This is a genomic window from Streptomyces sp. SudanB5_2050, assembly GCF_964272335.1.
Taxonomy (GTDB): domain Bacteria; phylum Actinomycetota; class Actinomycetes; order Streptomycetales; family Streptomycetaceae; genus Streptomyces; species Streptomyces rochei.
Genome location: NZ_OZ186760.1, coordinates 6,883,909 through 6,897,902, shown reverse-complemented (window position 1 = coordinate 6,897,902; position 13,994 = coordinate 6,883,909). Strand labels below are relative to the sequence as shown.

Sequence of the window (13,994 nt, the reverse complement as noted above, 5' to 3'; positions counted from 1 at the left end):
TCAGGCGCGCTTCAGCCGCAGGGTCATCAGCTGGAAGGGACGCAGCCGTACGGCGATCCGGTCGCCGTCCGCCTCGGCCGCGGCCTCCTCCCCGGCGAGCGGACGCTCCAGCAGGTCGGTGACCGCCACGCCCGCGACCGGGAAACCGGCCGTCAGGGTGGCCCGCGCCCGGCCGCCGTGGGCCTCGTGGAAGCGGACCACGACGTCGCCGCTGCCGTCGTCGGCGAGCTTGACCGCGGTGATCACGACCGCGTCCCGGTCGACCGAGACCAGCGGCGCCACCTCGCCGGCGCCGGTGACCCGGCGCTCGGGCAGGTTGATCCGCCAGCCCTCGCGCACGGCGTCGCCGATGCCCGCGCCGGGCACCAGCGCGTGCCGGAAGCGGTGCACGCCCTGGTCGGTCTCGGGGTCGGGGAAGCGCGGGGCGCGCAGCAGGGAGACCCGGACGGTGGTGGTCGTGCCTTCGTCGCCGTCGGTGCGGACGGTGCGGGTGACGTCGTGGCCGTACGTCGAGTCGTTGACGACGGCGACGCCCCAGCCGGGCTCCTCCAGGTGGACGAAGCGGTGGTTGCAGGCCTCGAACTTGGCCGCCTCCCAGCTGGTGTTGGTGTGGGTGGGCCGGTGGAAGTGCCCGAACTGGGTCTCCGAGGCGTACCGTTCGGCGTGCACGTCGAGCGGGAAGGCGAGCTTGAGGAACTTCTCCGTCTCGTGCCAGTCGACCTCCGTGTCCACCTCGAGACGCCGCTCCCCGGGCGGCAGGGTGAGCACCTGGGTGACGCGGGAGGAGCCGAAGGAGCGGACGATCCGCACCGAGGCGCCGTCGTCGCCGGGGGTCACCTCGTCGGCGTCGTTGAGGTCGGTGACCGTGTTGCGGTAGAACGCGTCGACGTCCCAGGCGTCCCACATGTTGGGGAAGTCGGGGTGCAGCTGGAGCAGGTTGCCCGCCGTGCCGGGCGCGATGGTCTCGCGGTCGGCGGTCAGGTCGTACGCCGACACCACCAGGCCGCGTGCGTCGATCTCGACGCGGAGCAGGCCGTTGTCGAGGACGTGCCCGCCGTCGGGCCGGGGGGCGAGGCCGGTGCGGCCCTCGGCGACGACGGTGGCGGCGGCGCCCGCCCGGACGCCGCTGCGGGGATGCGGGGCGGAGTTGAAGACCAGCGGAGTGTCGCCCTCCCCGGCCAGGGCGCGCTGGGCGGCGTCGACGATGCCGTTCAGTTCGGCGGCGACCCGGTCGTAGGTGGCGCGGGCCTCGCGGTGCACCCACGCGATGGAGGAGCCGGGCAGGATGTCGTGGAACTGGTGCAGCAGGACGGTCTTCCAGATGCGGTCCAGGTCGTCGTACGGGTAGGGGAACCCGGTGCGGACGGCCGCCGTCGCCGCCCACAGCTCGGCCTCGCGCAGCAGGTGTTCGCTGCGTCGGTTGCCCTGCTTGGTCTTGGCCTGGCTGGTGAGGGTGGCGCGGTGCAGTTCGAGGTACAGCTCGCCGACCCAGACGGGCGGGTGCGGGTTCTCGGCCTCGGCCTTCTCGAAGAAGGCGTGCGGGGTCTCCCACTCGACCGTCGCCGAGCCCTCCAGGTCGCGCAGGCGGGCGGCCTTGGCGACCATCTCGCGGGTGGTGCCGCCGCCTCCGTCGCCCCAGCCGGTGGGGGCCAGGGAGTGCCGGGCCACCCCCTTGTCCTTGAAGTTCCTCGCCGCGTGGGCGATCTCGCTGCCCTTCATCGAGCAGTTGTAGGTGTCGACGGGCGGGAAGTGGGTGAAGATCCGGGTGCCGTCGATGCCCTCCCAGCGGAAGGTGTGGTGCGGGAACTTGTTCGTCTGCGACCAGGAGATCTTCTGCGTCAGCAGGTACTTGGCGCCGGCCGCCTTGATGATCTGCGGCAGTCCGGCCGCGAAGCCGAAGGTGTCCGGCAGCCACGCCTCGTCGTTCTCGACGCCGAACTCGTCGAGGAAGAAGCGCTTGCCGTGCACGAACTGGCGGGCCATCGCCTCCGATCCGGGCATGTTGGTGTCCGACTCCACCCACATGCCGCCGGCCGGCACGAACCGTCCGTCGGCCACGGCCTTCTTGACCCGGGCCCACACCTCGGGCCGGTGGTCGCGCACCCACGCCCACTGCTGGGCCTGCGACATGGCGAAGACGAAGTCCGGCTCGTCCTCCAGCAGGGCGGTCATGTTGGAGGTGGTGCGGGCCACCTTGCGCACGGTCTCGCGCAGCGGCCACAGCCACGCCGAGTCGATGTGCGCGTGACCGACGGCGCTGACGCGGTGCGCGGAGGGGACGGCGGGGGCCGACAGCACCTCGGTGAGGCGGGAGCGGGCGGCTCGCGCCGTGCCGTTCACGTCCTGGAGGTCGATGGCGTCCAGCGCCCGGTCCACCGCGCGCAGGATCTCCCAGCGGCGCGGCGACTCCACCGGCAGCTCGGCCATCAGCTCGCCGAGCACCTCCAGGTCGAGCACCAGGTTCCACACTGTCTCGTCGAGGACGGCGAGGTCCATGCGGGCGAGGGTGTACTGCGGCTCGCTGCCCGCGGTGTCCTTGTCGCCGAGCGGGGTGGGCACGAAGGGGTGGTAGTCGAGGATGACCGGGTTGGAGGCCGCCTCGATGTGCAGGCGGACCTCCTCGCCGCCCTCGACGGGGGCGCCGATCCGCACCCACTGGTTGCGCGGGTTGAGACCCTTCACCGGGGTGCCGTCGGGCCGGTAGACCAGGCCCTCGCACTGGAAGCCGGGCATGTTCTCGTCGAAGCCGAGGTCGAGGATGGCCTCGACGGTCTTCCCGGCCCACTCCTCGGGCACGGTGCCGGTGACGCGGAACCAGCTGGTGCCCCAGGGCGCGCCCCAGCGGGCGCCCACCTCGACGGGTTCGGGTTCGGCCGCGAGTCCCTCCTCGACCGGCACGGGCTCGCCGGGCGCGTTCCAGACGGCCACGTCCAGGGGCACGGACTCGGGGTACACGGCGGGGCGGACGCGCTCGTCGAGGACGCGCTTGAGGCGGGCTTCGACCAGGTTGCGGTCGTCATGCATGCGGGTGCTCCGGGGTCGGTGGGGCGGGTGGTTACCAGGAGTGGGTGACGGTCGCGGGAGCGGACGTGGTGTACAGCTCCCCAACGGCGCGCACTTCGAATCGTGCGGCGCGCTCGCCGGGCTCGGGCCGGAGCCCGCCCGCGAACCAGGCCCGCTGGCAGGTGCCGCCGAGGAAGCGGCGGGTGCCGTCGGGCAGCACGCGGTGGAGGATGTGGTGGCGCAGGTCGCCCGGTGGCCGGTTCCAGGCGAAGCGCAGGTCTCCGCCGCTCGCGGCGGTGACGCGCAGGGCCGTGGGGGCGCCTGGGGTCTCCGGTGCCCGGTCGCGGACGGCGAGACCTCCCAGTCTCCATCGCACGGGCCCCTGGGCGGCGGTGAGCCGGACGCCGATGGCGTGCAGTGTGCCGGTGCGGTTCCGTCCGTCGTTGCGTCTGCCGTGTCGCGTGCCGGTCGGCGTGCCGGTTCGCGTGCCGGTCAGCCCCGTGAGCGGGACGGTCGCCGTCTGCCAGCCGTTGACCGACTTCACCGTCCTCGCCGCGGTCACCGGCAGCCACCGGTACGGCGGTGCCGCGCCCGGTTCACCGGCCTCTTCCGTGGCGACGGCGAGTTCGACCGTCACCGCGCCGGCGTCCGTGCGGTGCGTCAGCTCGACAACGGTGTTCACACCCATGGGACACCGGGTCGCGTAGAGGTCCAGTACCGTCGGCGCGTCGAGTTCACCGTCGACCAGCACGCTGCTGCCACCGCGCCAGGCGTCCGCGAAGTCGAAACCGACGGTCGGACGCGTGCCCTCGGTGCGGACCACCCATCGCCGCGCGGGCATCCGGTCCTGGAGTCCGAGGTGGTTCCACGCCGCGTCCGAGGTCACGACGCCCTCCTCGTACCACCGCAGCCCGTGCCCGGTGTTGAAGCTGCTGGCGAACGGCAGGGACGTCACCGTCGACCGGTCGGCGACCGACACGGCGGGCGCGCGCCAGGAGTCCCCGCCGTCCGGGCGGGACGGGTCGAGCGACTCGCCCGTCCAGAACCGGTCGTCGGCGGCGTGGAAGTCGCCCGGTGTCCGCCGGTCCTCGGGGAGGTGGTTGCGGGTCCACTCGGGCCGGTACAGGCCGATCGACGTCGTGTGCGCGCCGTCCCGCGGCACGATCGCGTCCCAGTTCTCGGAGGTGTTCCAGCCGTTCGCCTCCACGTCCACGCCGGCCCACAGCTCGTAGCGGCCGCGGCCGAGCCCTTCGGCCCGCTCGCCCGAGGAGGCGAGGCGGTCGGCCGTCCAGCGGAAGTCGACGAACATGGCGTCGGCGGCCTCGAAGAACGCCTGGTTCCGGTCGTTCAGGGCACCTTGCCAGCTGACCGCGCCGTCCACGGTCATCGAGTCGTACCAGGTCACCCGCTGTCCCTTGGCCGAGGCGAGGGACTTCAGCTCCCGCAGGAAGCTCCGCATGTCCGCGCCGAGCGCGGCGTCCCCTCCCCCGGTCTCCGCGTTGACGAACCAGCCGTCGAAGCCGTACGCCTCGGCGACCGCGACCAGTCGCCCGGCGAGCGGGTGACGTCCCGCGGCGTCCTTCTGCACCAGGTCGCGGGTCCAGCGCAGTTGGCCGCCGTAGGCGGCGGGCGGCAGGAAGACGTTGCCGAGGACGGGTACGCCGTGGCGGTGGGCGGCGTCGACGACGGGCGCGTTCGGGGCGAGGATCAGTCCCTCGCCCGAGGAGCCGCCCCAGAAGACGAGTTCGTCGACGTACGCCCAGTGGGTGAGGGCGTAGTGGTCGGCGGTGGCCGAGCCCTGGGAGGGGTTGCCCGCGGTGGGGCCGAAGGAGACCAGGGCCTGGATGCGGGCCTGCCCCGCGCGGGCGGTGGTGTTGGCGGGGGTCGGGGTGAAGCGGTCGGCGAGCGGCACGGAGGCGGTGTTGAAGGGGAGGTCGGGGTCGTCGGCCGCGCGCCACTGCTTGAGGCTGCGCCAGGTGATGCCGTCGCCCGGGGTGCCGGACGGCAGCGAGTCGGGGAACCAGTAGGAGGCGTACGGCTGGAGCGGTGCCGCGGACCGGGCGGGGCTCCCGGGTGCGGCGCTCGCCGAGCGCGCGGACCACAGGGCGGCGGCGGTGCCCGCGCCGGCGAGCAGGACGGTGCGTCGGGTGGGGTTCACGAGCGGGTGCCTCCTTGGCGAACCGGTGATCCGTCGGGCCCGTGCGGGGTGGGGAGTACCTGGTCGGGGGTGACGACCTCGGTGATGCCGCGCGCCGTGAGGTGGCCGGTGTCCGCGGCGCGCGTGTCGAGGACGGTGGTGGGGCGGGCGCCGTCGGCGACCAGCCGGAAGAAGGCGTCGAAGACGGCGCCGCCGGGTGCGCAGGCCGAGCGTGCGGCGGGGTCGGCCGGGACGGTCAGCGCGGTGGTGCGCGGTGCGGGGGCCGGGCGGGTCCCCGCGGCTGCCGCGCGGGCCGCCCGGGCCAGGACCCGGGCCGCTTCCTTGGGACGCCGGTCGTTGGTGAGCAGCCCGAGCCCGTACTCCAGCTCGGGGAAGTCGGCCAGCGAGCGGGACACGTCGTGGGAGCACCACCAGGTGACGCCCCACAGGTCGGGGCAGTCCAGCGCGTTCTCGACGGTCGCCTCGGTGAAAGCGGCGGCGTGCTCGGCGGGGACCAGGGGCGCGGGGGCGCCGACCTCCTGCAGCCACACCGGGCGGTGGGGGTCGTCGGCCCATGCCTTGCTCAGCTCGACCAGATAGGCGGCGTGGTGCTCGCTGGGCACGGAGGCGCGGCCGTGGCGCTGGGCGGTGCCGTTGAAGACCCAGGAGTGCACGGCCGTCACGGCGCCCCGCCGGGCGGCCTGGGCGGGGGTGAAGGGCTGGTCGTCCTGGTACCACGTCGCGTCGTACTCGGCGTGCAGGTGCGTCCGCCCGGGGGCGCCCTCCTCGCAGGCGGCGAGCATCCGCTCCAGCCAGGCGTCGATCTGGTCTTCGGTGGCCCGGTCGGGGTCGGGGTGGGGCCCGGCGGAGAACTGGTTGACCTCGTTGCCGAGGGTCATGCCGAGGAAGTTGGACCGGCCGGCCAGGGCGGCGGCGAGGGTGCGCAGGTAGGTGGCCTGGCCGTCGAGGGCGTCGGGGTCGGTGAAGAGGTTGCGGCGGTGCCAGGTGCGGGTCCAGGCCGGGAGGAAGTCGAAGCTGCTCAGGTGGCCCTGGAGGCCGTCGACGTTGACGTCGAGGCCCCGCTCGCCGGCCGCGTCGACCAGCGCCACCAGGTGCTCGACCGCCCGCCGGCGGACGAGGGAGCGGTTGGGCTGGAAGTAGGGCCACAGCGGGAAGACGCGGATGTGGTCCATGTCCAGTGCGGCGATCGAGTCGAGGTCGGCGCGTACGGAGTCGAGGTCGAAGTCGAGCCAGTGGTGGAACCACCCCTCGCTCGGGGTGTAGTTGACGCCGAAGCGCACGGCAGAAGGCATGCGGTGTCCTTGTGAGGGGGAAGCGGGTGGTTCAGCCCTTGACCGCGCCCTCGCCGACCCCGCGGAAGAAGTACCGCTGGAGGCAGGCGAAGAGGACGATCAGCGGCGCCACGGCGATGATCGTGCCCGCGGCGACGAGCCGCTCGTCGTTGGCGAAGGTGCCGTGCAGGTAGTTGAGACCGATGGTGAGCGTGAAGTTGGCGGGGTCGCTCAGCACGATCAGCGGCCACAGGAAGTCGTCCCAGGACCCCATGAACGCGAAGATCGCGACGACCGCGAGGGTGCCCTTCACGGCCGGCAGGGCGATGCGCAGGAACCGCTGCCAGACGTTGGCGCCGTCGACGTAGGCCGCCTCCTCGATCTCGTAGGGCAGGTTGAGGAAGGCGTTGCGCATCAGCAGCACGTTGAGGGCGCTGACGCAGCCGGGCAGCAGGACGCCGATCAGGGTGTTGTTGAGGCCGAGTTCCCGCATGGTGGTGAACTGGGCGATGATGATGCCCTCGACCGGGACGAGCATGGTCAGGATGAAGACCAGGGTGGCGACGCGGCGGCCCCGGTAGCGCAGCCGGGCCAGGGCGTAGCCCGCGAGCGCGGCGCCGACGCAGTTGGTCACGACGTTGGCGAGGGCGACCTTCAGCGAGTTGAGGGCGTAGTCCCAGACGGGGATGGTCTCGGCGACCCGCTCGTAGTTGTGCGGGGTGGGGTCGGAGGGCAGGAACCTCGGCGGGGAGCTGAAGATGTCCTCCGTCGGGCCCTTCAGCGAGGTCGACAGCTGCCACAGGAACGGGCCGACGGTCAGGGCGAGCACGCCGAGCAGCAGCAGGTAGCGCAGGACGAGTTCCCACACGCGTATCCGCCGGCCGTTCTCGTCGGTGATCCGGGGCTCGCGGGCGGTGGCGGCCGGCCGCTGCGGGGCGGGGCGGACCTTCTCCAGGACGCTCACGACTCCTCCTTCCGGTCGGCTCGCAGCACGAGCAGCATCAGGACGAGGGTGACGGCGAAGACGACGACGGAGATGGCCGAGGCGTACCCGACGCGGCCGGTCAGGCCGGTGCCGGTGCGCTGGACGAGCATGACGAGGGTGGTGTCCTCGCCCGCCGGGCCGCCGCTGGGGCCCGCCATCAGGTACACCTCGGAGAACACCTTGAACGCGGCGACCGAGGCCAGGGCCGCGACCAGGACCATGGTGGAGCGCACGGCGGGCACGGTGACGGAGAGGAAGCGGCGGACGGGGCCCGCGCCGTCCACCGCCGCCGCCTCGTGCAGTTCGCGGGGCACGTTGGCGAGCGCCGCGAGGTAGATGATCATGTAGTAGCCGAGGCCCTTCCAGACCGTGACGGCCATGGCGCTGAGCAGGATCAGCCACTGGTCGCTCAGGAAGCCGATCCGGCCGACGCCGACGGTCTCCAGCAGCGAGTTGACCAGGCCGCGCTCGTCCAGCATCCACACCCAGATCAGCCCGACGACCACGATCGAGGCGACGACCGGGGTGTAGAAGGCGGACCGGAAGAAGGTGATGCCGGGGATGCTCTTGTGCACGAGCAGCGCGAGCAGCAGCGGCAGCAGGACGAGCGCGGGCACGACCCCGAGGACGTACAGGGAGCTGTTGCGCAGGCCGATCCAGAACATGTCGTCGTGGAGCAGCTCGCGGAAGTTGGCCAGGCCGACGAACTCGCCCGGGACCAGGGTCCGGCGGTCGGTGAAGGCGTTGACCAGCGTCGAGACGAACGGGTAGAGGATGAAGGCGCCGGCGATCAGCAGTCCTGGCGCGGCGAACAGCCAGGGGCTGGTCGGCAGTTGGCGTCGGATCCGGCGCGCGCCGGAGGACACGGCGGTGCTGGCCATGAAGCTCAGCCCTGCTGCTTCAGGAGCCGGTCACAGCTCTTGACAGCGTTGTCAAGAGCTTCCTTCGGGCTCTGCTTGCCCTGCAACGCCTTGGCGACCTCGTTGCGCAGCTCGGTCTTCATCTGCTCGCTGAACAGCACCGGCGTGTAGTTGACGGCGGTCTTCAGCGACTTGGCGGCCGCGACGCGGACGCGGGTCTCGTCGGTGCCGTCCTCCTCGGTGAAGTACGGGTCGTCCAGCGAACCGGCGGTGCTCGGGAAGATGGCGACCTGCTTGGCGAACGACATCTGGTGCGCCGCGTCGGTGACGAAGTGCGCGAAGGCCACCGCGGCGGGCTTGCGGTCGCTCTGGGAGTTGACCATGAGGCCCATCACGTACATGTTGACGTGCCCGGTGCTGGTGATCTGGTCGGTGATGCCGATGTTCTCGTACAGGCTCGGCGCCTGCTTCTTGAAGTTGGCGAGGTCGAGCGCGCTGCCCGGGTTCATGGCGACGGCTCCGGTGAGGAACTTCTTGCCGGAGGACTCGGGCGTCGCCGTCAGCGCCTGCGCGTCCAGGGCGCCCGCGTCGTACAGCTCCTTGTACCGGGTGAGGAGTTCGACGCCCTTGGCGTCGTCGAACGTGAAGGCGGTGCCCTCCTCGTTCATGAGCGGTACGCCGTAGCGGCCGAAGTCCTCGATGGTGGGCACGTTGGCCAGGGTGGCGACCTCGCCGTCGGTCTTCTCGGCGATCGTCAGGGCCGAGTCGAAGAGGTCGTCGTACGTCTTCGGCGGCTGCTCGGGGTCGAGTCCGGCCTTCTCGAAGAGCGTCTTGTTGTAGAAGAGCGGGCCGGTGTTGAGGTACCAGGGGAAGGCGTAGGTGCCCTCCGTGCCCGGTATCCGGTGGCTGGCCCAGGCGCCGTCCAGGTACTCCTTCGCGTACTGGCCGGCGGCCTTGTCCAGATCGAGGGCGAGGCCGGCCTCGGCGAGCGGGGCGACGAGGTCCGGGGAGACGTTGACGACGTCGGGCAGGGTGCCGCCCGCCGCGTCGGCGCTGATCTTGTCGGCGTAGCCCTCGCCGGGCTGGTCGACCCACTTGACGTCGGTCCCGGGGTACTTCTTCTCGAACTCGGCGATCAGGCCCTCGAAGTAGTCCTTGAAGTTGGCCCGCAGGTTCCAGGTCTGGAAGGTGATGTCGCCCTCGACCTTGCCCGAGGCGTCGGTCGAGCCCCCGCCGCCGCCCCCGGAGCCGCAGGCGCTCAGCGGCAGGAGGAGGGCGGCTACGGCGGCGACGGCGAGTGTTCTGCGCGAGGTGGGCACGGTGACACGTCTCCCTGAGGACGTCGGCGGTGGGATGCCGACGACGATGCACGCCCCGTTCGGAGAAAGTCAATGGATTCACGGGAACTAATGCGCCTCAGCTCGCATTAGTCCAGGTCAGATGGGTTATAGACCGACACTTGCCATCCCTGACTAATGCGCTTTAGGATCTTTTCACTCAAGCGCTTTAGCTCACGCAGGGAAGAAAGGAACGCGCATGTCGGCCAAGCGGCCCGCCGCGCGCCGGCCGACGATGAAGGACATCGCACGGCGGGCCGGCGTATCCGAGAGCGCGGTCTCCTTCGCGCTGAACGACCGGCCGGGGGTCTCCGAGGTCACCCGTGACCGGGTCCGCCGGGTCGCCGAGCAGCTGGGCTGGCGGCCCAGCACGGCGGCGCGCGCGCTGTCCGGCGAGGGCGCGGCCACGGTCGGCTTCGTGCTGGCCCGGCCCGCGCACACGCTCGGCGTGGACTCGTTCTTCCTGCAACTGGTCTCCGGCATCCAGGAGGTGCTGGCGCGGCGCCATCTGGGGCTGCTGTTCCAGGTGGCCGAGGACGTCGAGGAGGAGTGCGGGGTCTACCGGCGCTGGTGGGCCGAGCACCGGGTGGACGGGGTCCTGGTGGTCGACCCGCGCACCGACGATCCGCGACCGGATCTGCTCGACGGACTCGGGCTGCCGGCCGTCGTGATCGGCGGGGCGCCGGACGAGCGGCACCCGGGGCTGTCGACCGTGTGGGCGGACGACGCCGGCGCGATGACCGCGCTGGTCGACGGGCTGTTCGCGCGGGGCCACCGGCGGATCGCGCACATCGCCGGGCTGCCGGGCCTCGCCCACACCGAGCGCCGGATCAGGGCCCTGCGCGCCGAGGCGGAGCGGCGGGGGCTGACGGAGGTGCAGTCGGTGACCACCGACTACTCCGACGCCGAGGGCGCCGCGGTCACCCGCCGGGTGCTGGAGGCCCCCGCTCCCCCGACCGCCCTGGTCTACGACAACGACGTGATGGCCGTCGCCGGGGTCGCCGCCGCGGCCGGTCTCGGCTTCTCGGTGCCGTCGGACGTGTCGGTGGTGGCCTGGGAGGACTCGGCGCTGTGCCGCATGGTCAAGCCGTGGCTGTCCGCGCTGTCCCGGGACAGTGTGGAGTTCGGCCGCACGGCGGCGACGGAGCTGACCGCCCTGCTGGACGGCGGCCCCGCCCGCACCGTCCGGGTCCCGGTGCCGCGGCTGATCGAACGGGACAGCACGGGCCCGGCCCGGCGGGCCTAGGCGGATGTGACCGGTCCGCGGGTCCCGCGCTCTCGACGCGGAGGTGTCCGGACGGGCAGAGTGCATCCTGCGTACTCGCCAGTAATCCCGTCCCTCCGCATCCCGAGGAGCCCCCGTGACCGACTGGGCCGGCCGGACCGCCGCCGAGATCGCCGCCGCCGTCCGCGAGAAGCGGGCCACGCCCCGCGAGGTGGTGGCGCGGCACCTGGCCCGGATCGAGCGGCTCGACGGCCGGATCGGCGCCTTCCGCGCGGTGCGGGCCGAGGCGGCGCTCACCGAGGCCGACGAGGTCGGCGCCCGCGGCGACCTGGGCGAACTGCCGCTGGCGGGCGTACCGGTGGCGGTCAAGGACAACCTCGCCGTGCGCGGGGAGTCGGTCCGGGTCGGCTCCGCCGCGACGCCGGACGCGCCGGCCGGGTCCGACCACGTCACCGTGGCCCGGTTGCGGGCGGCCGGCGCGGTGGTGGTGGGGTTGACCAACGTGCCCGAGTTGTGCGTGTTCGGCACCACCGACGGCGTGCACGGCACCGCCCGCAACCCGTGGGACCCGGCCCGCTCGGCGGGTGGTTCCTCGGGCGGCAGCGCTGCGGCGGTGGCCGCCGGGATGGTGCCGCTGGCGCTCGGCAACGACGGAATGGGCTCGCTGCGCATACCGGCGGCCAACTGCGGCCTGGTCACCCTCAAGCCGGGGCACGGCGTGGTCCCGGCCGGCATCGGCGACGGCGACTGGTTCGGGATGTCGGAGAACGGCCCGCTGGCCACGACGGTCGAGGACCTGCGATTGATGCTCGCGGTCCTCGCGGACACCGCCCTCCGGTCCCGCGAGGACCCTGGCGCCCTCCGCGTCGCCGCCTCGCTGCGCAGCCCCCTGGCCGGCGTCACCGTCTCCCGCCCGTACGCCGACGCCGTACGGGAGGCGGCCGGGGTGCTGATGAAGGCGGGGCACCAGGTGCGCCGGGCCGAGCCGCCCTACCCGGCGTCGCTGGGCGCGAGCGCCCTGGCCCACTGGACGGCCGGCACGTCCGTGGACGCGCGGGAGCTGGACCGGCGGCTGCTGTCCCGGCGCACGAGGGTCCACGCGGCGCTCGGACGGCCCCTCGTCCGCCGGGCCGCCGCCGGCGCGGCCCGGCAGGCGCTGCGCGATCGGCTGGAGCCGTTCTTCGCCGAGTACGACGTCCTGCTCACCCCGGCGCTGGCCCGCCGCTCCCCGCGGGCCGCCGCCTGGCACGAGCGCGGGTGGCTGCGCAACATCGCGGCCAACTCGGCGTACTCGCCCTTCACGCCGCCGTGGAACCTGACCGGCTGGCCCGCCATGGCGGTGCCGGTCGGGACCCTGCCCTCGGGCGCCCCGACGGCCGTGCAGCTGGTGGGGCGGCCCGGGTCGGAGGCGACGCTGCTGGAGCTGGCGGAGCGGATCGAGGCGCTGCGTCCCTGGCGGCGGACGGCGCCGCTGGACTGACCGGCGCCCTACAGCGCCCGGTACATGACGTGCAGGCCCACCCGCCCGTGGCGCGGGTGCTCGAAGGCGTCCGGCACGGTACCGAGGACGGTGAAGCCGAGGAAGGTCCACAGCCGCACGGCGGGATTGGTCTCGACGACGGCGTTGAAGACCATGCCCCGGTATCCCTCGGCGCGGGCGGCGGCCAGGACGTGCTCCGCGAGGGCGCGTCCGGTGCCGCGGCCGGCCCGGTCGGGGTCGACCATGAAGCCGGCGTTGGCGATGCGGGCGGCGGGGCCGCCGTAGTTGGGAGTGAGGTAGGCGGAGGCGACGACGGCTCCGGTGCCGTCCTCGGTGACGTAGACGCGTTTGGCGGGGTTCATCCACAGGGCCCGGGCGTCCTCCTCGGAGGTGTCCGGGTCCCAGGCGTAGGTCTCGCCGGCGGCGACGATGCGGTGCCAGAAGGGCCAGATGTGCGGCCAGTCGTCGGCCGTCGCTTCCCTGATCAGCATGGGCGTGAGTCTCGCACGCCCATGCGCGCGGCACGTCCGGTGGGTTCAGTCCACGCTGGGCAGGATGTGCGGCTCGGCGAGGTCCTCCTCGTAGCCCGCGAGGCGGATGGGGGCGGACCTGGCCCACACGTCGAGGCTGCCGATCTCGCCGGGCCTGCGGCCCGCGCGCTCGGCGCGTTCCTTGGGGCGTTGTTCTGGACTCGTCGTCTCCGGTGTCACCGCGCACTCCTTATGTGTCGGGTCACCCTCGGGGCCCGCAGGCCGGTCTGCCGTCCGGCGCCCGGCGCCCGCTCGGGTGTGGTCGAATGCAGTTCGGACGCGGTGGCGCCGGCAACTCGTGCGGGAGCGGGCCGGGGTGAACCGGCTCGTCCCGTGACGGACCTCGGGTGTGGGCCCCGGGTGTGGGTAGGACCCTGTGCTGGCGTCCGTCCGCTCCAGATTAACCAAATGAGCGGGGGTGCGCTCTATGGGGCTCAAAACATGGGACAACCATTGCCCTTGACTCCCCGCGCAGTTGACCCGAGTATGGCCCGTTTCGCCCGCTTGTGCACCGCACGTAACTCACCCGTTCGGCCCACCACGGCGACCACACTTTCGCATGCCGACGGCGCCGGGTCGCGCAGTTCAGACGCCGTTGGCTGGGGCGCAAGCTCGCCATGTTCTGCTGCCGGTCGGCAACGGCTGTCTCGTGGGAGGACCGAGGCATGGAACTGCGCAGCGTCGAGGAGCTGATGGACCTGCTGTACGCCTGCCGGGGCGAACAGCCCGCCGGGGAGCACGGCGGCGGGCCGGGGGACCCGCACGGGCACGCGCTGCGCACCGCCGCGCTGCTGCGCCGCCGCCGTCCCGCCGACAAGGAGCTGCAGGTGGCCGGCCTGGTCGCCCCCGTGGGCCGGCTGCTGTGGCCGGACGGTCCGGCGGGACGGGCCGCCGAGGCGGTGCGACCGCTGCTCGGCGCCCGCGTCGCCCGTCTGCTGCGCCGCGGCGCCCGCCCCGGGGACTGGGCGCACGACGACGACCTGTCCACCCTCCGTCAGGCTCAGGAGGAGGCCCGCACGGCGGTGTTCGACGCCGGGGTCCTGGAGGACTGGCGCACGGTGCTGGAGCTGACGGCCGCGCGCAACTCGCGGCTGGGCGCGGTCGACTGAGGGACGCGCCGGGAGGGCGCGCGGAGTGCCCGAGGT

The 13,994-nt window shown here is 72.9% G+C and carries 11 protein-coding genes; 3 read left to right on the top strand and 8 right to left on the bottom strand.

Going from position 1 to position 13,994, the window contains the following annotated elements:
• Genes ACFZP7_RS30175 through ACFZP7_RS30150 form a run of 6 tightly spaced genes read right to left on the bottom strand, consistent with a single transcriptional unit; the run spans position 1 to position 9,596 of the window.
• Complete coding sequence (locus ACFZP7_RS30175) at positions 1-3,024, bottom strand: alpha-mannosidase (protein WP_385637069.1); 3,024 nt, start codon at positions 3,022-3,024, stop codon at positions 1-3.
• A gap of 31 nt (positions 3,025-3,055) precedes the next feature.
• A complete protein-coding gene (locus tag ACFZP7_RS30170) occupies positions 3,056-5,161 on the bottom strand; it encodes an endo-beta-N-acetylglucosaminidase (protein ID WP_385637066.1) in 2,106 nt (701 codons plus the stop codon).
• Positions 5,158-6,453, bottom strand: coding sequence for a glycosyl hydrolase (locus ACFZP7_RS30165; RefSeq protein WP_385637063.1), 1,296 nt, complete (start codon positions 6,451-6,453; stop codon positions 5,158-5,160). The genes ACFZP7_RS30170 and ACFZP7_RS30165 overlap by 4 nt, the downstream gene beginning before the upstream one ends.
• 31 nt (positions 6,454-6,484) lie before the next feature.
• Complete coding sequence (locus ACFZP7_RS30160) at positions 6,485-7,396, bottom strand: carbohydrate ABC transporter permease (protein ID WP_385637061.1); 912 nt, start codon at positions 7,394-7,396, stop codon at positions 6,485-6,487.
• Positions 7,393-8,298 carry a carbohydrate ABC transporter permease gene (locus ACFZP7_RS30155; RefSeq protein WP_019330410.1) on the bottom strand — a complete coding sequence of 302 codons (906 nt, stop codon included), beginning with the start codon at positions 8,296-8,298 and terminating at the stop codon, positions 7,393-7,395. Before ACFZP7_RS30155 ends, ACFZP7_RS30160 begins: the two co-directional genes overlap by 4 nt.
• A 5-nt stretch (positions 8,299-8,303) precedes the next feature.
• Positions 8,304-9,596 (bottom strand): extracellular solute-binding protein, encoded by a 1,293-nt coding sequence (locus ACFZP7_RS30150; RefSeq protein WP_210952683.1) that lies wholly within the window; start codon positions 9,594-9,596, stop codon positions 8,304-8,306.
• Positions 9,597-9,813: 217 nt separating this feature from the next.
• Between ACFZP7_RS30150 and ACFZP7_RS30145 the strand changes: the two genes are divergently transcribed.
• Both ACFZP7_RS30145 and ACFZP7_RS30140 read left to right on the top strand, forming a co-directional pair.
• A complete protein-coding gene (locus ACFZP7_RS30145) occupies positions 9,814-10,860 on the top strand; it encodes a LacI family DNA-binding transcriptional regulator (protein ID WP_046249884.1) in 1,047 nt (348 codons plus the stop codon).
• Between the two features lie 115 nt (positions 10,861-10,975).
• Positions 10,976-12,319 (top strand): amidase, encoded by a 1,344-nt coding sequence (locus ACFZP7_RS30140; protein ID WP_385637057.1) that lies wholly within the window; start codon positions 10,976-10,978, stop codon positions 12,317-12,319.
• 8 nt (positions 12,320-12,327) lie between these two features.
• Here ACFZP7_RS30140 and ACFZP7_RS30135 read toward each other — a convergent pair whose 3' ends face one another.
• Positions 12,328-12,810, bottom strand: a complete 483-nt coding sequence (locus ACFZP7_RS30135) for a GNAT family N-acetyltransferase (RefSeq protein ID WP_385637054.1) — start codon at positions 12,808-12,810, stop codon at positions 12,328-12,330.
• A 45-nt stretch (positions 12,811-12,855) separates the two neighbouring features.
• Positions 12,856-13,029 carry a hypothetical protein gene (locus ACFZP7_RS30130; RefSeq protein ID WP_019330403.1) on the bottom strand — a complete coding sequence of 58 codons (174 nt, stop codon included), beginning with the start codon at positions 13,027-13,029 and terminating at the stop codon, positions 12,856-12,858.
• Positions 13,030-13,514: 485 nt separating this feature from the next.
• On the opposite strand from ACFZP7_RS30130, the gene ACFZP7_RS30125 reads away from it, so the two are divergent.
• On the top strand, positions 13,515-13,958 hold the full coding sequence (locus ACFZP7_RS30125; protein ID WP_031022067.1) for a hypothetical protein: 444 nt from the start codon (positions 13,515-13,517) through the stop codon (positions 13,956-13,958).
• The last annotated feature ends 36 nt before the right edge of the window (positions 13,959-13,994 follow it).